The following is a 21,229-nucleotide window of genomic DNA, read 5'->3' on the forward strand; positions in this document are numbered from 1 at the left end:
AAACCGCTTCCTGTTCGTCAGGCCAGCATTTTGCCTTCGGCTTCCTTCAGATTTCACCTCGCGGTGAACACCCTTGCCGTTCGGCTAACACTTCCCCTTGCCGGGTGTGCAGAGGACTTTCACCTCCAAGTCATCAACTCACCACCACAGTGAGTTAAACGGTGTCGAAACACCACGCGCCATGCCCGGCGCACAACAAAAAAGGTTGTCTACAGTGAGACAACCTTTTTAGGAGATCCCTGAGGGCAATCCCGGCTCGGTGGTCGGGATGACGGTATTTTTAACCCGGATATCGCCTTTGGCAATTCCGGGACTAAAAAACGCTTTAGCAGGAGGTCCCGGTCTTCGCTGAGCGAAACCGGGACGAAGAAACGCTTTAGCAGGAGGTCCCGGATATCGCCGTTGGCGATTCCGGGACTAAAAAACGCTTTAGCGTTTTTTAGCTTTAGGATTCGGCAGGTCAGTGATGCTGCCTTCGAAGATTTCAGACGCCAGACCGATTGACTCGTTGAGCGTTGGGTGAGCGTGAATAGTCAGCGCTACGTCTTCGGCATCAGCGCCCATTTCGATGGCTAAGCCGATTTCGCCCAGCATCTCACCGGCGTTAGTACCAATCATGGCACCACCGATTACACGGCCAGAGTCTTTATCGAAAATCATCTTAGTCATACCGTCGGTCGCATCAGAGGCAATTGCACGACCCGAAGCAGCCCATGGGAAGGTGGCTGTTTCGTAGCTTACGCCCTGCTCTTTCGCTTCTTTCTCGGTTAAACCAACCCAAGCCACTTCTGGCTCAGTGTAAGCTACTGAAGGAATGCACCGTGGGTCGAAGAAGTGCTTCTTACCAGCGATGTTCTCGGCAGCCACATGGCCCTCATGAACCGCTTTATGCGCCAGCATTGGCTGACCCACCAGGTCACCAATTGCGTAGATGTGGCCAACGTTGGTTTTCATTTGCTTATCAACAGAGATGAAGCCGCGCTCGTCAACTTTAACGCCTGCTTTATCAGCAGCAACCAGGCCACCGTTTGGCTTACGGCCAACCGCTACCAGTACTTTGTCGTAACGCACTGGCTCAGCCGGTGCGTTTTTACCTTCAAAGCTTACGTACAGACCATCGTCTTTGGCTTCAACGCCGGTCACCTTAGTTTCCAGCATGATGTTGAATTTTTCTTTGTAGGTCTTCATGAAGACCTTCATAATGTCTTTGTCTGCGGCCGGGATTAACTGGTCAAGGAATTCGACCACGTCAATGTTTGAACCCAGCGCTTCGTACACTGTGCCCATTTCCAGACCGATGATACCACCACCCAGTACAAGCATTTTTTCCGGAATGTCTTTCATTTCCAGCGCGCCGGTAGAGTCGATTACGCGGTCATCTTCAGGAATGAACGGCAGAGATACCGGCTCAGAACCCGCAGCAATAATGGCGTTTTCGAAAGAAATCGTGGTTTTGCCGTCTTTGCCTTCCACTTCCAGGGTGTTAGCACCGGTAAATTTACCGTAGCCCTGAACGTGCTTAACTTTACGCATTTTAGACATGCCCGCCAGACCTTTAGTCAGCTGGCCTACCACGCCGTCTTTATAGGCGCGGATTTTATCCAGGTCGATTTCAGGTTCGCCGAATGATACACCGTGGCTGGCCAGGTGCTTGGCTTCTTTCATCACTTTAGCAACGTGCAGCAGGGCTTTGGAAGGAATACATCCTACGTTCAAGCATACACCACCAAGGGTTTCTCTGGCATCAACCAGAACTGTTTCAATCCCCATATCAGCTGCGCGGAAGGCTGCTGAATAGCCGCCGGGGCCGGCGCCTAGTACCACTAACTGCGTTTTAATTTCGCTCATCGTGACCTCAAATCTGTCCTGTTTCTATACGAATGTAAGTGTCTGAATTGTAACTAGCTGCGTCACAGCAGTAAAGGTAAACTCTCTAATTCAGATTACGATTCGCCCTGCACGAAGCAGGGCGAACAATGATTTACAGAATTAACTGGCGTAAATCTTCCAGTACTGACTTCAAGTGTACAGCAAACCTTGCTGCGACCGCGCCGTCAATAACACGATGGTCGTATGACAACGATAAAGGTACGGTCAGGCGAGGTTCAAACTCTTTACCATTCCACTTCGGTTTGATGTCAGATTTCGATACCCCAAGGATAGCGACATCCGGTGCGTTTACAATTGGCGTAAACGCGGTACCACCAATACCACCTAAGCTTGAGATGGTGAAGCAGCTGCCCTGCATGTCGGCAGCTTTAAGCTTACCGTCACGGGCTTTCTTACTGATTTCCATCAGCTCTTCGGATAGCTCGTAAATGCCTTTCTTATCAACATCACGCACTACCGGCACTACCAGGCCTCCCGGAGTATCCACGGCAATACCGATGTGGATATACTTCTTCTGGATCAGGGTGTCACCTGACTCACCCAGTGAGGTGTTGAAGATCGGGTAAGCACGCAGTGCATCGGCCGCCGCTTTCATCATAAACACCAGCGGGGTAATTTTTACGCCCAGCTTACGTTTTTCAGCAATGGCATTCTGCTCTTTACGAAACGCTTCCAGATCGGTGATATCCGCTTCTTCAAACTGCGTTACGTGTGGGATAGTTACCCAGTTACGGTGCAGGTTCGGGCCGGAAATCTTCTGGATACGGGTCAGCGGTTTCTCTTCAATTTCACCAAACTTGCTGAAATCAACTTTTGGCTGTGCCAGTACCTGCAGGCCACCACCGTTACCACCAGCAGCTGGTGCTGTGGTACGCGGACGAGACAGCTCTTCTTTCACATAGGCCTGAACGTCTTCTTTAAGAATACGGTTCTTAGGACCACTGCCTGGTACTTCTGATAAATCCACACCAAACTCACGGGCAAGACGACGCACCGATGGTGAGGCGTGCACTTTACCTGTTTTTGGCTTGGTACCGGCCGAAGGATGATGCGGCACAGGGGCTTTTTTCGGTTCTGCAGGCTTGCTGGCAGCTGGTGCGCTATCCGCTTTAGGCGCAGACGCAGCACTTTCTGACTTAGCAGGCGCTGGTTTGGCGCTACCTGCCACTTTCAGCATACATACCTTGTCGCCTTTCGACACTTTGTCACCGGATTTAACCAGTAACTTGGTAACCACACCTTCTTTCGGCGACGGTACATCCATAGTAGCTTTATCGGTCTCAAGAGTGATAAGACCGTCTTCAACCGCTACGGTATCGCCTTCGGCTACCAGGATTTCGATAACATCAACGTCTGATGCATCGCCAATGTCTGGTACGGTGACTTCAATTTCTTCTTCACCTGCCGGCTCTTCAGCAGCCGCTTCAGGTGCAGATTCGGTAGCAGGCGCAGATTCCGCTTTTTCAGCCGGGGCACTGTCTGAGCTGCCAGAACCGGCAACCTCAAGCAATAATACCAGAGAACCTTCGCTTACCTTATCGCCCTCTTTTACCTTCACCTCAACCACTTTACCAGCCTGTGGGCTTGGTACATCCATGGTTGCCTTGTCGGTTTCAAGGGTGATCAGGCCATCTTCGGCTTCTACGGTGTCGCCTGCGCTGACCAGAATTTCGATAACGTCTACGTCAGCAGAGTCACCAATATCCGGTACGGTAACTTCAATAGTTTCGCTACCGCCACTGCTTTGCTCGGCAGCTGGCTTTTGTTCGGCTGCTGGCGCAGATTCTTCTTTAGCAGCTGGGGCTTCTTCCGTTTTTTCTTCCTGAGCCGGAGCTTCTGCGGCATCGCCGCCAGCAACTTCCAGCTTGGCCAGTAAGTCGTTGTGGCTGATTTTATCACCCACTTTTACGCACAGCTCTTTGAGCGTACCGGCAAAAGGTGCTGGTACGTCCATGCTGGCTTTGTCACTTTCAACTGTTACCAGGGCGTCTTCGGCGGCAACCGAATCGCCTGGCGATACGCACAGTTCAATGACTTCAACTTCATCTTCACCTAAATCCGGTACTAATACGTCTTTAATGTCTGACATCGTTTGCAGTCTCCCTGAGCTTATGCGAACAGCGGGTTAATTTTGTCCGGGTCAATACCCAGATCCTGCATGGCTCTATTGAGTGTTTTGCCATCCAGTTCGCCTTGCTTATACAGCTCATAAAGGGCTGCAAAAGTCACGTACTCCGCATCCACCTCAAAGTGGCGACGTAAGTTCGCGCGGCTGTCTGAACGACCAAAGCCGTCAGTACCCAGTACACGATAAGCGCCTGGTACATAAGCACGTACCTGCTCACCGTAGTTCTTAATGTAATCGGTAGCGGTAATAGTCGGGCCGTCAAAGCCTTCGTTAAGGACTTCAGTGATATATGGCACTTTGGCATCGCTGTCCGGATGGAACATGTTGAAACGATCACATTCCTGACCGTCACGGGCAAGCTCGTTGAAAGAAGGTACTGAGTACACTTCAACCGCTACGCCGTAGTCGTCATGCAGCTTGTTAGCCGCGGTACGAACCTGCTCTAAAATGGTACCAGAACCCAGCAGTTTTACTTTCTTCTTCGCGTTGCTACGGCCAATGGTCTCTAACTTATAGATACCTTTGATAATGCCTTCTTCAACGCCCTTAGGCATAGCTGGCTGCTTGTAGTTTTCGTTCATTACGGTGAGGTAATAGAACACATCTTCCTGCTCTTCGAGCATTCTGCGCAGACCATCCTGAACAATCACAGCCACTTCATAGCCGTAGGTTGGATCGTAGCTTACACAGTTAGGAATAAGCGCCGCCTGGGTATGGCTGTGGCCATCCTGGTGCTGCAGACCTTCACCATTAAGCGTTGTACGACCAGCCGTACCGCCTACTAAGAAACCACGGGTCTGGCTATCACCAGCGGCCCAGGCTAAATCACCCACACGCTGGAAACCAAACATCGAGTAGTAAATGTAGAACGGCACCATTGGCAGATCGTTAGTGCTGTATGAAGTACCGGCTGATAACCATGACGCCATGGCACCCAGCTCGTTAATACCTTCCTGCAGCACCTGACCTTTTTGGTCTTCACGGTAGTAAGCGACCTGATCAGAATCCTGCGGCTCGTATTTCTGACCCTGGCTAGAGTAAATACCTACCTGACGGAATAAGCCTTCCATACCAAAGGTACGGGCTTCATCCGGGATAATTGGCACAATGCGCTTACCGATTTGCTTGTCTTTAAGCAATGCGGTCAGCACCCGCACAAACGCCATGGTGGTTGAGATTTCACGGTCACCAGAGCCTTTCGTTACCGCCTCAAAGGCTTTCAGTGCTGGCGCTGGAAGTTCTTCGGTAGACTTAGCCAGACGACGCGGCATGTAACCTTTAAGGGCTTCACGGCGCTCGCGCAGATACTTCATCTCTGTGCTGTCTTCGTCAAACTTGTAGTACGGCAATGTTTCCAGCGCTTCGTCAGATACCGGAATATTGAAACGGTCGCGATAGTGTTTAACCGCTTCCATGTCCATTTTCTTCACCTGGTGAGCAATGTTTTTACCTTCACCGGCTGCACCCATGCCGTAACCTTTAACGGTTTTAGCCAGAATGACCTGTGGGCGGCCTTTGGTGTTTACGGCGCGGTCGTACGCAGCGTAAACCTTAACCGGATCGTGACCACCACGATTTAAGCGCCAGATGTCTTCGTCAGACATGTTCGACACCATTTCTTTCAGCTCTGGATATTTGCCGAAGAAGTTTTCACGGGTGTACGCACCGCCCTTCGCTTTGAAGTTCTGGTATTCACCGTCTACGGTTTCGTTCATTAACTGCAGTAGTTTACCGGTAGTGTCACGGGCTAACAGTGGATCCCAGTAGCGACCCCAGATAACCTTGATCACTTCCCAGCCTGCGCCACGGAAGGTGCCTTCCAGTTCCTGGATAATTTTGCCGTTACCACGTACCGGGCCATCCAGGCGCTGCAGGTTACAGTTAACCACGAAAGTCAGGTTGTCGAGGCCTTCACGAGATGCCAGACCGATGGCACCCAAGCTCTCCGGCTCATCAATTTCACCGTCACCTAAGAAGCACCATACGCGCTGATCAGAACAGTCCTTTAAACCACGGTTAGTCAGGTATTTCAGGAAACGGGCCTGATAAATCGCCTGCATTGGGCCAAGGCCCATAGATACCGTAGGGAACTGCCAGAACTCAGGCATTAATTTAGGGTGCGGGTAAGAAGACAGACCTTTGCCGTCTACTTCCTGACGGAAACCGTCTAACTGCTCTTCAGTTAAGCGACCTTCGATATAAGCTCGTGAATAGATACCCGGCGCGACGTGGCCCTGGTACATAATAAAGTCGCCGCCGTCTTTGTCGTTCGGCGCTTTAAAGAAGTGGTTAAAACCTACATCATAAAGCATGGCAGAAGAGGCAAAGCTTGAGATGTGACCACCTAATTCAAGGTCTTTTTTAGACGCCCGTAATACCATCATCAACGCGTTCCAACGCAGTGCATTACGAATGCTACCTTCAATCGTCTGGTCGCCTGGCATGGTGGGTTCCTGCCCCGGCGGGATTGTATTGATATAAGCAGTGGTAGCGTCGTACGGCAAGTGCGCACCGTTGCGGCGGGCTTTCTCAATAAGAGACTCTAACAAAAAGTGCGCGCGTTCTACCCCTTCTTCCTCCAGAACCGATTCTAACGATTCCAGCCATTCCTGGGTTTCCTGCGGGTCAACATCTTGGTGCATCATATCACTCATGGTGCCATCCTATAGTTACTGATATAGAAATACATCCACACTCTATATGGCTGGTTGGCACATATGGCGGATGAAATACCTAACAAATTGTCTGACATGGCAACGATACTGCCGCACCACGTCGCTTTGTAATACTTACCTGACTGCCTCGTTATACTGCTGAAGCCGTCATGTGTTCTTAAATTTCCAACCGGCGCAACGCTCGTTGCACACGACTGTCTCGCTGATTAATTGCCAACAACGTTTTCTCGATGTAGGCAAGGTGCGCATTACAGGCCTGACGGGCCGCTTCCGGATCCCGGCTTGCAATGGCTTCAACAATCTCTTTACGTTGCTGGGCAATGTTATCAACCGCTTCGTCACTGGCATGCAAGGCCAGCATTTCAAAGTTGCGTTCGATATTGTCTACCAGCATGGTTTGCATGGTGCTCATCACATGGAGTAACACCATGTTGTGCGAGGCGCGCGCCATAATGACGTAAAAGCGCCCCAGGCATTCTGCCTGTTCGCGTTTGCATTCAGTGCGTTTGGGCGTGGGCATTTGTTCCAGTGCTTCACGCAGTGCCGCGTAATCTTCAGGCTGGCCACGCAACGCAGCGTAATAAGCCGACATCCCCTCAAGGGCATGCCTGAATTCAAGTAAATCAAACTGGGTTTCAGGCCGGCCACTGATAAGGGCCATTAGCGGATCGGTCATAGCAGAATTAAGCTGACGACTAACAAAAGTGCCGCCTCCCTGCTTACGCTCTACCAGCCCGCGTGCCTGCAAATTACCAATGGCTTCACGTAACGATGGCCGTGAGACCTGAAACTGTTCCGCCAGTTCACGTTCCGGAGGTAAGCGCTGACCGGCCAATAACGAACCGTCGAGGATCATAGACTCGAGTTGCTCGGTGATAACGTCTGCAAGCTTTTTGCGGCCGGTTTGCATAGGAAGAGATCTGACTCCGAAACATTGCTATGTAAACGAGAATGCGTTCACAATAAAATTGGTATTACCATTTTACCTATCTAATTAGTGTAGAGCAGAATATCACGGAGGTAAATAGTAAACATAGACCAAGTTTTATAAAGTTTCTGTAACAAACTACTTAACTTTTGAAATTATTCATAAAATTTCACGGGCCAAACTGGTTTAACCAGCCCCAAAACCCCGCATTTTTCGGTAATTTAATTACAGATTGGATAATTTACAAAATGGTAAGCCATTGTTTTGCAGTGCAGCATTTTATTACCAATCGCCTAAAAACTACGATAAAAAGCCAATCAATTCACCTTACTTCTGACCCGTAATGCTGAAAAATCGCACGTATTGTTAAAAAAACCATCAACAATGGCTATTTGTACCGCCCGATTGCGGTTAACGATCAGATTTATAAAGGAATAGATAAAGAAAAGGGCTGCCAGCGCAGCCCTTGTTTTAATGCGATAAGTGTTGTTAGTCGACTAGCCCAAGTAAGGTCAGTACCGCAATAACCGACAACAGCAGCATCATATTGCGCTTCGCCAGCGTTACCAGCGCCTTCGGTTCACAGGCAGGATCCGCCTGTTGTGATTCGGTAAAGTCGACATCTTCGGCTTTAGCTGCGACTTCAGTTAACACCTTCTCGCCAGCAACAGAAGGATGTGTCAGGTAACTCAGCCATATCGGCAATGCGCGGGAAAAGTGGCCAACCAATAGCAGCCCGAATGCGGTAATTCGAACCGGCAGCCAATCCAGAATATGCATCCAGGTGGCCATCCCTTTTTTACGTTCATCGTCACTTTCACACCACAGGCGGAAACATTCCCTGCTGGTCACATAGGCAATTGCTCCGGCTGCGCCAAACACAGTAAAAAAGATAATCACAGCCGCATAGTGTTGATAGTTTAACCACAGCAGATGCTGGCCAAAACTTTTCCCTTGTTGGGAAGGTTCATCGGCGACTTCCAGCGACGTACAGTGGCCCAGCTCCCGGGTATATAAATGGCAGGCTTCCAGGTCACCGCGTTCGGCTGCCTGTAAAAATGAGCGATAGGTATTGCGCAGGGGCTCACTGCCAAGACACAGAAACAATATAACGCTTTGTAATACAAAGCTGATAAAACCACCAAATAACCACTGACACACTAAAAAGGTTACCAGTACCGGCAGTGCTATTTGCAGTACCAGCTGAATAGACACGCTTTGTTTGGCTATCCAGTTTTGCTCCTGTGTCCATTGCAGGTATTGGCCCAGATGCTGTTCAACATGCCATACCGGCTGTTTACGGAGCGCTCTTTCCAGCGACAACACTAACAGCAAAATGATTAACACCATGGTGGTTTCATCCTTTCATATATTGACTTAACGACTGGCGATAGCCAGCCCAGTTAAATGCCACGCCCGGATCGGTTTTACGCCCGGGTGCAATATCGTTATGCCCCACTATTCTGCCCAGTGTTATAGCCGGATACAACGAAATTATCTGTGCACTCACTGCTTCCAGCGACTGATACTGGGCTTCGGTATACGGCTGCTCGTCCGTGCCTTCGAGTTCAATCCCAATAGCGAAGTCATTACATTTTTGCCGCCCCTGGAAACTGGACACCCCCGCATGCCAGGCTCTTTTATTAAACGGCACATATTGCTCCACCGTGCCATCACGGCGGATCACGCAGTGGGCCGATACCCGCAAATGGGCGATTTCGGCATAAAAGGGATGCTCATCAGGGTCCAGCGTGCCGGTAAACAGTTGCTCAATGCCTTTGGTGCCAAACTGGCCCGGCGGCAACGAGATATTGTGGATCACCAATACGCTCACTGCGCTCTCGTCTGGCCGCTCATCAAAAAAAGGCGATGCCTTTATCACTGCGTCTTTATATTGATAAGAAACACTCATATTAGTGAATTTTTTAAGTAATTCATTAGAATAGTGTGACAGCGAAGTCGCCGGTTGACAATCTAAAGGCAAGGTATGACCCAACAGAGCAATGACACCAGTAAAGCCGCCAAGTGGATGCTTATTCTTGCCTGGGCCTGTTTATTTGGCCTGCTGACCCTGGTATTTGGTGATTTGCTTGAGCAACAGGCAAATCCCAATCAGCAGCCGGTGAGTATAATGCGAGGCGAGCAAATAGAGATTCGGTTGGAACAAAATCGTCAGGGCCATTATGTTGTCAGTGGTAGCATTAATGGTAAGCCAGCGGTCTTTCTGGTTGACACCGGCGCTACCAGCGTTTCTATTCCTGCCCATCTAGCCGATGAGTTTAACCTGCCCCGGGGCCGAAGCGGTATGGCTTCCACAGCAAACGGCCGGGTTAAAATTACACTTACCGAAATCGCCACCTTAACGCTGGGCGGTATTACACTGCAAAATGTCGCGGCGAATATCAACCCAGGCATGCAAGGCGAGCAGATTTTACTGGGTATGAGCGCCCTAAAACAGTTAGAATTCACCCAACGAGGGGAAACCCTTATTCTCCGTACCCTATAAAAAGAAGTATTACTGTGAGTCAACAATCATTGCCATCTCAACAAAGCATTCAGCAACAAGTTACCCAGGCGCTGGCCGAAGATCTCGGCGGCACGCCTGAAGCCAATGCCGATATCACGGCCAATCTGATCCCTGCCGCGCATCAGGCTACCGCCACTATTATCACCCGCGAAGATTGTGTGGTGTGCGGTGTGGCCTGGGCCCAGCTGGCATTCAGCCTGGTGGATAGCAGTATCGAACAAAGCTGGCAGGTAGCAGATGGCGATAAAATACCAGCAGACTCTGTACTGGTTTCGTTAAAAGGGCCAGCCAGAGCACTGTTAACGGCCGAGCGCACGGCCCTAAACTTTTTGCAACTGCTCTCGGGTACGGCCACAGAAACCGCTTTTTATGCCAGTCTGCTGGCTGGATCGGACACCCGTATTCTTGATACCCGTAAAACCATCCCCGGTTTACGGCTGGCACAAAAGTACGCTGTGGCCTGTGGCGGCGGTAAAAACCATCGCATTGGCTTATTCGATGCCTTCCTTATAAAGGAAAACCATATTATGGCCTGTGGCGGTATTGCCCAGGCTATCAGCACAGCCAAAACACAGGCGCCCGGTAAACCGGTAGAAGTGGAAGTGGAGAATATTGAGGAATTGCAACAGGCCATTGATGCCGGTGCGGATATAGTGATGCTGGACAATTTTACCAACGAACAGATCCAACGCGCAGTTAGCCTGACGCAAAAACGTTGTAAACTGGAGGTGTCGGGTAATATTACTTCTGAAAGATTATCTTCTCTGGCCTTACTGGGTGTGGATTACATCTCTTCAGGAGCGCTTACCAAGCATGTCAAGGCCGTTGATTTGTCATTACGCATAAATTTGTAATAACAGCTAACCGTCTGAATTCCCTGGCTTAGGTATCTTTACGTATGCCGGATTGTACAAATAGGTAGCAGTATCCAACACTAGAGTATAATTCCTAATACTTGTCAGATGCTTAGATGGTTCTATACTGAGAATCAAGTACCGGGGACGTAAGTGACGACGCCTCAGGTATCAACCTTAACTTTATTAAATGCTGACATTTTATTGTTTTGCGACCCGGAGAATGTGACCATGAAAAATATCAAACTGAACAACAAAGGCTTTACCTTAATCGAACTGATGATCGTTGTAGCCATCATCGGTATTCTGGCAGCGGTAGCATTACCTGCTTACCAAAACTACACCAAAAAAGCGCGTTTCTCAGAAGTAACTCTGGCAACGCAAGCGCACAAAACAGCGATTGAAGTATGTGCACAAACTGAAGGCGGCTTAACCAACTGTGCCAAAAACACTAACGGTGTTCCAGACGACGTAACCACACCAAGCCCTCTGGTAGCTTCTGTTACCTGGGATAACAGTACTGGTAAATTAGTTGCTACTGCTGGTACTACAGGTGGTCTGAACAGTGAAACTTACACTCTGACCGGTTCTTATGCGAACGGCGTAGTTACCTGGGTTGAGTCATGCTCTGACACCGCTTTGTGTTAATAAGTTAACACCGCTACAAGCCCAGTCATCGCTGGGCTTTTTGCTTTCTGAACAATGAGAAATGGTAATGGCAAAAGAACAAGCGTTAACAACCTATACCTGGCAGGGAAAGAACTCAAAAGGGCAAACGGTAAAGGGTGAAACCAGTGCTAAATCAATTCAGGAAGCAAAAAACCTGTTAAGGCGCCGGGGTATCTCGGCAACCAAAGTTCGTAAGTTATCCAAGCCATTATTTGGTCGCGGTGGCGACAAAATTACCCCAGCCGATATCTGTGTAATTTCACGCCAGATGGCCACCATGCTGGCCGCAGGCGTAACCTTAATCCAAACCATTGATATGCTGGCAAAGGGGCATGCTAAAGCCTCGATGCGCAAAGTGCTCAATCAGATTGGTGACGACGTAAAAGCCGGTACGCCGCTGTCGAATGCACTGCGCAAGCATCCAAAATATTTTGACGACTTATATTGCGATCTGGTTGAGACCGGCGAACACTCAGGTGCGCTGGAAACTATCTACGACCGTATCGCCACCTATAAAGAAAAAGCCGAAGCGCTTAAATCCAAAATTAAAAAGGCCATGTTTTACCCTATCGCGGTATTGGTCGTTGCCTTTATTGTAACCGCCGTACTGTTGATTTTTGTGGTGCCACAGTTTGAGGAAATCTTCTCCAGTTTTGGCGCAGAGCTCCCGGCCTTCACCCTATTGGTACTGGCTATCTCTAAATTCGTGCAGAATTACGGTGTATTTATTCTTGCCGGGATGGGTATTGGCGGTTATCTGTTTAAACAATACTACGCCAGGTCAAAGGATTTGCGTGACAGTATTGATGCCAGGCTTTTAAAACTGCCCGTTATCGGCGAAATTTTGCGTAAAGCCGCTATTGCCCGTTTTACCAGAACGCTTGCCACCACCTTTGCAGCGGGTGTGCCTTTAATAGGCGCTTTGGAATCAGCCGCAGGAGCATCGGGTAACGCGGTATACCGCGACGCTATTTTATTTATCCGTAAAGAAGTCGCCGGCGGTATTCAGATGAACGCCGCTATGCGCAGTACTAACGTTTTCCCGGATATGGTGACGCAAATGATTGCCATTGGTGAAGAGTCTGGCGCGGTTGATGAAATGCTCAGCAAAATCGCCACCATCTACGAAGGTGAAGTGGATGACATGGTCGACGGTTTAACCAGCTTGCTGGAGCCCATGATTATGGCCGTACTCGGGGTTGTCATCGGCGGTCTGATTGTTGCCATGTACCTGCCAATTTTCCAAATGGGTATGGTAGTTTAACGTTAGCTAAGCTGTTATTCTTAATTGCATTTTCTGAGAATAGGTTACGCCCTGTATGCAATCCGTCATTGAGCTTAGTTTACACTCCCCGTGGTTCTTTTATGCCCTGGCGGGTATTATCAGCCTGATGGTTGGCAGCTTTTTAAACGTGGTTATCTACCGCCTGCCCATCATGATGGAACGCGACTGGCAGCGGGAATATCAAAGCTATTTCAACCCCGACGATCCGGCCCCCGAGACCGAACGCTTCGATTTAATCAAACCCGACAGCACCTGCCCTAAATGTGGCCACCGCATTCGCGCCTGGGAAAATATTCCCGTACTCAGCTATTTGTTTTTAGGTGGTCAATGCAGTCAGTGCAAAACCGGCATCTCATTTCGTTATCCGGCGGTAGAATTACTGACCGGCATCCTCTCGCTGTGGGCTGCACTTCATTACGGTCCTTCCTCTCAGGCTTTAATCGCCATCGTATTAACCTGGTTACTGGTGGCTATGACCTTTATCGACCTGGATAAAATGATCCTGCCCGACCAACTCACCCTGCCTTTGCTGTGGATAGGTTTGTTAGCCAGTATCAATCACATTTTTGTGTCCCCCACCGAGGCTATACTGGGCGCGGCCATTGGCTACCTGAGTTTATGGAGTATTTACTGGGCGTTTAAACTGCTTACCGGTAAGGAAGGCATGGGTTACGGCGATTTTAAATTACTCGCTGCACTGGGCGCATTTACCGGCTGGCAGGGCTTGCTGATTATTATTTTATTGTCTTCTTTTGTTGGCGCACTCTTCGGGATCATCATCATGATCCGGCAAAAGCAAGGCAAAGAATTGGCTATTCCTTTTGGTCCCTACCTGGCCATTGCCGGCTGGCTTACCCTGTTGTATCAGGAACCCATCAAAACCGCTTACCTGAGCTGGGCTCTGGGTTACTAGAATGAGTGATAAACGTCCTTTTCTGGTTGGTGTTACCGGTGGTATCGGCTCGGGTAAAACGCTGGTAACTGATACCTTTGCCAATTCAGGCATTGAGGTGGTCGATGCAGACATAGTAGCACGGGATGTTGTGGCGCCAGGTTCACCCGGTCTTGCTGCCATTACTGCTCACTTCGGCGACGCTATATTAACCTCACAAGGTGACTTAAACAGGGCCGCTTTACGTGAGTTAGTGTTTACTAATGAAGAACAAAAGCAATGGCTGAATGCGTGTTTACATCCGCGTATTCGTGAGGCGATGGCCGACGCTATCAGTAACATCCGGTCTGAATACGGCGTGTTGGCAGTACCACTTCTGATTGAAAACGGTATGCAAAAAATGGTCGATCGTATCGCGGTTGTGGATTGTCCGGAGTCTGTTCAGTTGGAGCGCGCGCTCGCACGTGATGGCAGCAGCGAAGCTGCAATAAAAGGCATTATGGCGGCGCAGGTTTCACGGCAAAACCGCCTGGCCGAGGCCGACGATGTGATAGATAACAGTCGGGATAAGCAGTACACCATGGCTCAGGTTAAGCAGTTACATGAGCAATACCTTGGTATGGCGCGCGTCTTTACCCGTTAATACACTCAGGCATGAACCTAAGTGCTATAGCATAGCCTGTTGCATCCACATTCTGGCAAAGCGCCAAACCGCTTTACGGCGTCGGTGAGCCTTGTGCGGATCGTCATCGTGCCAGCCTTTAAATGCACCGGCCGAAAAGCTTCCGAATAGCCCCAGTGGCGTTGCCAACAGTTGCTTGGAGGCAGCAATGGCATCTTCCTGACAATATTTGCCCAGTAATTTAATTTCTTTGTATTCGTGAACGCGTTGCTCGCGTTCCGCGATTGCACGTTTTAAAAACAGATTGGCCATATTAACTCTCCTGTTTACTTTGCTGTGCTTTGTCACTGCCCTCTTCAGGCTCACCTTTAACGGCTGCGACAAGTGGGTTGATAGAAATGTGTTTAAACGCGTCCTTCGCCACACGCCAGGCCACATACATCAACAGACCATTAACCAACAACAGGATACCTGCTACTGCAGCGGCGTGTATTCCGGCTTTTGCAAGTAACACTGCCGAAGCTGCATTGAGAATTAACCAGCAAACACAACCAAAGGCAAACGTTGCCAGAGTGGCAAGTGCGGTAACCAGCACAGACTGCCTTAGCAGTTTTGCCTCGGCTCCCACCAGATCCCATTGCGCACTGAACTGGAGTTTCTTGGCCTCGATAAGATCTGACACCGCGGCAATCACCTCATCCAGGGTAACATCTGGCTGCGGTACCTGCTCAGCAGGTTGCTCCTGATGTGGCGACGCCCCGTCGGGCACGTTACTGTCCGGACGGGGCGTTGCTGGTTCGTTAACAGATGACTGATTCATCCATCACCTCTGATTATTTGCTTTTTTTCAGCAAAGAGGCCACCAGCATACCAGCAGCAAAAGTAATACCCGCTGCCGCTACAGGGTTTTCCACGGCATAATTGCGCACTGAAGAACCTAACCATTTCTGCTTCATCAGGCGACGACGAGCAGCCAGATTATCCGCTGACTCTGAAGCTGACTCACGTAAGCTTTGTTCAGCAGTTGCCGCTTTTTCTGCGATCGTATCCAGCGAATCATGCAGTGTGGATTGCAGTTTATCTGTCATAGGGTGACCTGAAGTATCTGCACCATTGGCGGTAGATTTTGATGTAGCCATTATTCTCTCCTTAAATTAAATTGTACTTCAATGAGACTTTTGCAATGTGACTGTTGCAACTGCTGTTCCAGGTTAAAAAATCAAGCTAAGCTCATGATTTTTAGATATTATTAAAATCACACCCGCTATACTTTCAACTTTGTAAGTAAATTCTGCGCAGCGGTCATGTAATTCCTTCCTGTTTGTAAGACCAGATAACCGCCGTGGCTGGCGAATGCATTGGTAAATTACAGGCTGGGCTGGTACGCTAGTGCGAATAATTGACGAGGAACCGAATGTCAAATACAACAGTCTACGAATTCCCGCTGAAAGAAAAAGTTCGTAACTATCTGCGTATCGAACAGTTAATGGGACAACTGAAGCTGGGTGCTGCGGGCCTTGATAACGGCTTATCGCTGTATTTCTTTGAACAGCTGTTTACCTTACTGGACTTGTTTGAGCGTATCGACATTCGTACCGATATCATAAAAGACCTTGATGGCCACGAGAAAAATCTGGTGCATTGGTCGCAACTACCCAACATCGACAACGAAGCCCTGCAACAAACCCTGAAAACCATCATTAACGTACGCGACCAGCTCAAGGTCAGTAAGAAGATCAGCGCTGTGCTGCGTGACGACAAGTTTCTGGCCAGCATTCGTCAGCGCTTTGCGATCCCGGGCGGTACCTGCAGTTTTGATTTACCCAATTTACACTATTGGTGCCACCGCCCCATTGCCGAGCGTCAGGAAGACATCAAACAGTGGATCATGTGCTTCGCACTCACCGAAGAAGCTATCAGCATCGCCTTGTCATTTTTGCGCGAGCGTACCGCTTTCACTGCAACTGAGGCAGCCAATGGCTTTTATCAGGGCGTGGCAGACGATCGTAACGAGTTGATTCGGATCCGTTGTCAGACCAACGAAGAATATTATCCTGTACTGAGTGGAAATAAGTATCGTTATGCTATTCGCTTTATGTACTATACCCCACCAGAAGGCCGCTCCGGCGCGGTCGAAAAACCGGTTCAATTTGATTTAGCAGCGTGTTAATTGTGAAAGTAAAATGCCCAACCTGTCAGCAAGACGTGGAATGGTCACCCAGCAGTGAATACCGCCCGTTTTGCAGCAAGAAATGCCAGTTGATTGATTTAGGTGAGTGGGCTGGTGAAGAGAAGGTCATCTCCAGTCCGGCCCAGGAATCAGATATCAATAACCTGGATCCCGAAGATATTGAAGCCATGCTGAGTGAACAACACAGCGACTTTTTTAAGCATTAGAGACCAACCCCAATGATCGCAAACATCACTATTGTGGGCGGTACCCACGGTAACGAAACCAGTGGCATTCAACTGGTTAGAAACTGGCAGCAATTCGGCGTGCCGTCAGCCTATAAAGGGCTGAGCATCGACTGTTATTTATCGAATATGGCAGCTATCGATGCCAATGTGCGCTTTGTCGAAGAAGACCTTAACCGCCAGTTTACCCCGGCCCTGTTAGCCCGCCAGCCGCAGTGTCAGGAAGCCAGATTAGCCCATGCGCTTAATCAGCAGTGGGGGCCGAAAGGCGAGTCTGACATCGACCTGCTCATCGACATCCACAATACCACCAGCGCCATGGGAGCCACCTTAATCATTCTGCAAGCCGATGAGTTTCATACCCAGCTGGCCCGCTATGTAAAACAACAGATGCCAGAAGCCAACATTCTGGTAGAAGATGAAAAGCCGCCGGCAGAACATGCTTATCTGTGTAGCATTGGTAAGCGCGGAATCATGATTGAAGTAGGCGCACAGCCTCAGGGCGTGTTGCGCGCAGATGTATACGACCTGACAGAGCGGATGGCCCTGGCAATTCTCGACTTTGTGAAGGCCTATAACAGCGATTCGGTACCGGAACTCCCGCCCTGCGATGTGTTTCGTTTTATAGAGAACATTACCTTTCCGCTCAGCGAAGACGGTGAGCGACTGGCCATGATCCACCCTGCGTTACAAGATAACGACTTTGCTCCGGTAAGCGCCGGAGAACCAGTGTTTTTGTCTTTTGATGGACAACCACAAACCTGGCAGGGCGAAACCATTTACCCCCATTTTATTAATGAAGCGGCCTACCACAAACTACACGTTGCTTTCGCTACCGCCACTAAGGCGCAGCTTTAATCTTCTGCGAAAATCAGGTCAGCCTTCTACTCGCTGACCTGATTTAACATTTATTATACATTTCCGAATTCAGTCTATACTTAAAGCAGTATCAACAAAAGATGGCTGAATGCCCCCCGTTCAGACATGACAGGCTTTGCTAATGTACTTCCACGGCCAAAAGCAGAAGTGCATCACCTGATAACTTCGTAACGAGGCTGACTGATGATTATTTCACTTACCCGCCATAAGGCAGAACTCGGTAAGATAAAAGCGCTGGCCGATACCGCGCAGTACCTGATCCGCTCAATTAGGAACTCTGTAGCCACTATTCAATTTACGCCAAACGGAGAGATCATCGACGCCAACGATCTGTTCTGTAACGCCGTAGGCTATTCATTAAACCAGATTCAGGGCCAGCATCACCGAATGTTTTGCTCATCCAGCTACGCAAAAAGTCAGGATTACACCAAATTCTGGCAAGAGCTCCGGGATGGGATCCCGCAAACCGGTACGTTTGAGCGCCTTAAAGCGAATGGCGATCCGATCTGGCTTGAGGCTACTTACATTCCAATTGTTGATGCAAACAACCGGGTAAGCTCAATCCTTAAAATTGCCTGTGACGTAACCGACAGAATGGAAGAGGTCATGTCGCTTAAGGCAGTTAATGACTCACTGGATAAATCAACCGCCGTTATTGAATTCACTCCAACCGGCGAAGTTCGTAAAGCCAACCGCAACTTTCTTAACGCCATGGGTTATTCTCTGGATCAGATCAAAGGTAAGCATCACGCCATGTTCTGTACTCAGGAATTTCTGGAGACCCATAAAGACTTCTGGAAACGGCTGGGTAGCGGTGAGCACCAGACCGGCTTGTTCGAGCGGCGCACTGCACAAGGCAACCCAATCTGGCTGGAAGCGACTTACAACCCCATATTGGGGCCGGATGGCAACGTAATAAAGGTGATTAAATTCGCTACCGACGTGACCGCTCAGGTAGAAGAAAAGATTTTAATCACCAAAGCAGCAGAGCTGGCTTTCTCGACAGCAGAAGAAACCGCCCAAATAGCCGAACAGGGCAACGTTATGCTCAAAAAGTCAGTGGTAGCATCCGACTCTGCCCGCAGTCAGGTGAATACAGCCAACGATCTGATGGCTAAACTTATCGAACAATCAACAAGTATTGGTGCCATTGTTTCCACTATCCGCTCGATTGCCGAACAAACCAACTTACTCGCCCTGAATGCCGCAATAGAAGCCGCCCGGGCCGGCGATCAGGGACGCGGTTTCGCTGTTGTAGCCGACGAGGTACGCCAACTCGCCAGCCGCACCAGTGAATCCACAGTGGAGATTGAATCGGTGGTCAGTGAAAATAAACAGCTGTCGGGCAATGCATCAGAACAGATGAAAAACGTTCATCTCAATGTGGATCAAACCAACGAACAGATCACTCAGGTGCAGGGGGTAATGGACGAAATCCATAAGGGCGCGGTAAATGTCTCGGTGTCAGTTTCGTCGCTGCTTAAATAACCGCTCGTCATTACACATTAAGTTACTGTCATGCAGTCTACACATCAATAGAACCCCAGGGAGATCCCGGATAGTTTCTGCGAAACTTCCGAGATGACAAATTTGGAGCCTGTAACAGATTCTGTGTAACTGCCATTAGTTAATATGTTTTTCGAGGCGTTCCTCGAACTCGATAATAAAACGACTCATCGCCTGACGCCAGTTTTGAATCGGCATCGACCATTTCTTACTGGCGTCTTTTATTGCTAAGTACACCATTTTTCTTGCTGAATCATCGCTGGGGAAGATTTTCCGTTTCTTGATTGCTTTACGGATAACGCTGTTCAGAGATTCAATGGCGTTGGTGGTGTAAATTGCCCTGCGGATGTCCTCAGGGTAATTGAACAAGGTGTTGAGATTATGCCAGTGCGTCCGCCAAGATTTAGCGATTTGTGGATACTGGCCGTCCCATGTTTCAGCAAACCGTTCTAGTTCAAGCAGAGCTTCATCTTCTGTTGCTGAGCGGTACACGCGCTTTAAATCTGCTGTGACAGCTTTGTAGTCTTTCCATGACACGTATTTAAGTGAGTTACGCACCATGTGGACTATACAGAGTTGAATATGCGTTTGTGGGAACACAGCATTAATTGCATCAGGAAAGCCTCTGAGACCGTCCACACAGGCGATAAGAATGTCTTCTACGCCGCGCTGCTGAAGTTCGGTTAGAACGTTTAGCCAAAACTTAGCACCTTCATTCTCGGCAATCCACATGCCCATCAGTTCTTTGTGACCTTCGGTGTTAATGCCCAAGGCCAGGAAGATAGACTTATTGATGATGCGCTTATCCTGGCGTATTTTCACTACGATACAGTCGAGGTAAACAATCGGGTAAATCGCATCTAACGGGCGCGACTGCCACTCAACTACTTGCTCAATAACCGCATTAGTGACGCGAGAAACCAGTGTTGGCGATATCTCTGCACCATACCATTCATCGAACGCATTGACGATTTCACGGGTACTCATGCCTTGCGCATAAAGCCAGAGGATTTTATCGTCCATGGAGGTGAAACGGGATTGGTGTTTTTTAACGAGCTTAGGCTCGAAGGAGCCTTCACGGTCGCGAGGTGTATCGAGTTCAAACTCACCATCTTCGGTTTTTACGCGTTTACTGCTCTTACCGTTGCGACTGTTTGATGACGTAGACTTTTGATTTCTTTCGTAGCCAAGATGCTCATCCATTTCTGCGTTCAATGCAGCTTCAACGGTGATCTTCTTCAACATCTGACTAAATTCGTTTAAGTCCTCAGGAGTTTTAATGCCTTTGGCCGCTTCTTTTGCGAAAGCTTCAAGCTCTTTCTTATTCATCTTCATTTGCCTATCCTTAACTCTCTATAGAGTAAATTGAGATAGGCAGTTACACAAAATTAGTTACAGTCTCCAAATTTGTTGGCAACGTCATTCCGCTCCAAATATCAAAGCCCCCGTCCCAAATATATCTGTCATCCCGGCCAACGAGCCGGGACCTCCCAAACAGTCTGCCCCAGCTCAAATAACCTTTTCATGAGATCCCCGCTCAAAAGCATGCGGGGATGACTTTTTTAATTCGGTCATCCCGATCCAAATATATCTGTCATCCCGGCCCAAATATATCTGTCATCCCGGCCCAAATATATCTGTCATCCCGGCCCAAATATATCTGTCATCCCGGCCCACGAGCCGGGACCTCCCAAACAGTCTGCCCCAGCCCAAATAGGCTTTTCATGAGATCCCCGCTCAAAAGCACGCGGGGATGACTTTCTTAATTCGGTCATCCCGGCCCAAATATATCTGTCATCCCGGCCCAAATATATCTGTCATCCCGGCCCACGAGCCGGGATCTCCCAAACAGTCTGACTCAGCTCAAATGGCCTTTTCATGAGATCCCCGCTCAAAAGCACGCGGGGATGACTTTTTTAATTCGGTCATCCCGGCCCAAATATATCTGTCATCCCGGCC

20 protein-coding genes are annotated in these 21,229 nt (G+C 49.2%); 10 read left to right on the forward strand and 10 right to left on the reverse strand.

The genetic code is table 11. The annotated features are described in order from the left end of the window. Nucleotides 1-429: 429 nt before the first annotated feature. The 6 genes from lpdA to ampD all read right to left on the reverse strand — a co-directional run bounded on the left by lpdA (nucleotide 430) and on the right by ampD (nucleotide 9,533). Complete coding sequence (gene lpdA / locus C6Y40_RS22755) at nucleotides 430-1,848, reverse strand: dihydrolipoyl dehydrogenase (protein WP_105936681.1); 1,419 nt, start codon at nucleotides 1,846-1,848, stop codon at nucleotides 430-432. A 133-nt stretch (nucleotides 1,849-1,981) separates the two neighbouring features. Next, entirely contained in the window at nucleotides 1,982-3,979 is a 1,998-nt protein-coding gene (aceF, locus tag C6Y40_RS22760; protein ID WP_105936682.1) for a pyruvate dehydrogenase complex dihydrolipoyllysine-residue acetyltransferase, read from the reverse strand. 20 nt (nucleotides 3,980-3,999) lie between these two features. After that, a complete protein-coding gene (gene aceE, locus C6Y40_RS22765) occupies nucleotides 4,000-6,672 on the reverse strand; it encodes a pyruvate dehydrogenase (acetyl-transferring), homodimeric type (RefSeq protein ID WP_105936683.1) in 2,673 nt (890 codons plus the stop codon). A 178-nt stretch (nucleotides 6,673-6,850) separates the two neighbouring features. Then, nucleotides 6,851-7,603: a GntR family transcriptional regulator gene (locus C6Y40_RS22770; protein ID WP_105936684.1), complete on the reverse strand. Its 753-nt coding sequence runs from the start codon at nucleotides 7,601-7,603 to the stop codon at nucleotides 6,851-6,853. A gap of 507 nt (nucleotides 7,604-8,110) precedes the next feature. Beyond that, nucleotides 8,111-8,971: a beta-lactamase regulator AmpE gene (ampE, locus tag C6Y40_RS22775; protein ID WP_105936685.1), complete on the reverse strand. Its 861-nt coding sequence runs from the start codon at nucleotides 8,969-8,971 to the stop codon at nucleotides 8,111-8,113. Nucleotides 8,972-8,978: 7 nt separating this feature from the next. Continuing rightward, nucleotides 8,979-9,533 carry a 1,6-anhydro-N-acetylmuramyl-L-alanine amidase AmpD gene (gene ampD / locus C6Y40_RS22780; RefSeq protein WP_105936724.1) on the reverse strand — a complete coding sequence of 185 codons (555 nt, stop codon included), beginning with the start codon at nucleotides 9,531-9,533 and terminating at the stop codon, nucleotides 8,979-8,981. Nucleotides 9,534-9,608: 75 nt separating this feature from the next. Between ampD and C6Y40_RS22785 the strand changes: the two genes are divergently transcribed. From C6Y40_RS22785 to coaE, 6 genes are all read left to right on the forward strand, one after another. Next, nucleotides 9,609-10,127, forward strand: coding sequence for a retropepsin-like aspartic protease family protein (locus C6Y40_RS22785; RefSeq protein ID WP_170308563.1), 519 nt, complete (start codon nucleotides 9,609-9,611; stop codon nucleotides 10,125-10,127). 14 nt (nucleotides 10,128-10,141) lie between these two features. Then, nucleotides 10,142-11,002 carry a carboxylating nicotinate-nucleotide diphosphorylase gene (gene nadC, locus C6Y40_RS22790; RefSeq protein ID WP_240622063.1) on the forward strand — a complete coding sequence of 287 codons (861 nt, stop codon included), beginning with the start codon at nucleotides 10,142-10,144 and terminating at the stop codon, nucleotides 11,000-11,002. 231 nt (nucleotides 11,003-11,233) lie between these two features. Then, a complete protein-coding gene (locus C6Y40_RS22795) occupies nucleotides 11,234-11,650 on the forward strand; it encodes a pilin (RefSeq protein ID WP_105936726.1) in 417 nt (138 codons plus the stop codon). 67 nt (nucleotides 11,651-11,717) lie between these two features. Then, complete coding sequence (locus C6Y40_RS22800; protein WP_105936727.1) at nucleotides 11,718-12,935, forward strand: type II secretion system F family protein; 1,218 nt, start codon at nucleotides 11,718-11,720, stop codon at nucleotides 12,933-12,935. A 55-nt stretch (nucleotides 12,936-12,990) separates the two neighbouring features. Continuing rightward, complete coding sequence (locus C6Y40_RS22805) at nucleotides 12,991-13,869, forward strand: prepilin peptidase (protein ID WP_105936687.1); 879 nt, start codon at nucleotides 12,991-12,993, stop codon at nucleotides 13,867-13,869. 1 nt (nucleotide 13,870) lies between these two features. After that, the gene (gene coaE, locus C6Y40_RS22810) at nucleotides 13,871-14,491 is read left to right on the forward strand and encodes a dephospho-CoA kinase (RefSeq protein WP_105936688.1); all 621 of its coding nucleotides are present in this window, start codon (nucleotides 13,871-13,873) and stop codon (nucleotides 14,489-14,491) included. A gap of 24 nt (nucleotides 14,492-14,515) precedes the next feature. Here the strand turns inward: coaE and C6Y40_RS22815 are convergent, their stop codons facing one another. The 3 genes from C6Y40_RS22815 to C6Y40_RS22825 are packed head-to-tail and all read right to left on the reverse strand — an operon-like array spanning nucleotide 14,516 to nucleotide 15,609. Beyond that, complete coding sequence (locus C6Y40_RS22815; protein ID WP_105936689.1) at nucleotides 14,516-14,782, reverse strand: hypothetical protein; 267 nt, start codon at nucleotides 14,780-14,782, stop codon at nucleotides 14,516-14,518. Nucleotide 14,783: 1 nt separating this feature from the next. Next, complete coding sequence (locus C6Y40_RS22820) at nucleotides 14,784-15,290, reverse strand: hypothetical protein (RefSeq protein ID WP_105936690.1); 507 nt, start codon at nucleotides 15,288-15,290, stop codon at nucleotides 14,784-14,786. A gap of 13 nt (nucleotides 15,291-15,303) precedes the next feature. Next, the gene (locus C6Y40_RS22825) at nucleotides 15,304-15,609 is read right to left on the reverse strand and encodes a DUF883 domain-containing protein (protein ID WP_105936691.1); all 306 of its coding nucleotides are present in this window, start codon (nucleotides 15,607-15,609) and stop codon (nucleotides 15,304-15,306) included. A gap of 275 nt (nucleotides 15,610-15,884) precedes the next feature. Here C6Y40_RS22825 and zapD point away from each other — a divergent pair, with 275 nt between their 5' ends. The 4 genes from zapD to C6Y40_RS22845 all read left to right on the forward strand — a co-directional run bounded on the left by zapD (nucleotide 15,885) and on the right by C6Y40_RS22845 (nucleotide 19,252). Then, on the forward strand, nucleotides 15,885-16,640 hold the full coding sequence (gene zapD, locus C6Y40_RS22830; RefSeq protein WP_105936692.1) for a cell division protein ZapD: 756 nt from the start codon (nucleotides 15,885-15,887) through the stop codon (nucleotides 16,638-16,640). A 2-nt stretch (nucleotides 16,641-16,642) separates the two neighbouring features. Further along, nucleotides 16,643-16,867, forward strand: coding sequence for a DNA gyrase inhibitor YacG (yacG, locus tag C6Y40_RS22835; protein WP_105936693.1), 225 nt, complete (start codon nucleotides 16,643-16,645; stop codon nucleotides 16,865-16,867). Nucleotides 16,868-16,879: 12 nt separating this feature from the next. Continuing rightward, entirely contained in the window at nucleotides 16,880-17,743 is an 864-nt protein-coding gene (locus C6Y40_RS22840) for an aspartoacylase (RefSeq protein WP_105936694.1), read from the forward strand. 204 nt (nucleotides 17,744-17,947) lie between these two features. Beyond that, complete coding sequence (locus C6Y40_RS22845) at nucleotides 17,948-19,252, forward strand: methyl-accepting chemotaxis protein (RefSeq protein WP_105936695.1); 1,305 nt, start codon at nucleotides 17,948-17,950, stop codon at nucleotides 19,250-19,252. Between the two features lie 135 nt (nucleotides 19,253-19,387). Here the strand turns inward: C6Y40_RS22845 and C6Y40_RS22850 are convergent, their stop codons facing one another. After that, nucleotides 19,388-20,599: an IS256 family transposase gene (locus tag C6Y40_RS22850; RefSeq protein ID WP_105936728.1), complete on the reverse strand. Its 1,212-nt coding sequence runs from the start codon at nucleotides 20,597-20,599 to the stop codon at nucleotides 19,388-19,390. Nucleotides 20,600-21,229: the final 630 nt, after the last annotated feature.

The sequence above is a fragment of the Marisediminitalea alba genome (assembly GCF_002993365.1).
Classification (GTDB): Bacteria; Pseudomonadota; Gammaproteobacteria; order Enterobacterales; family Alteromonadaceae; genus Alteromonas; species Alteromonas alba.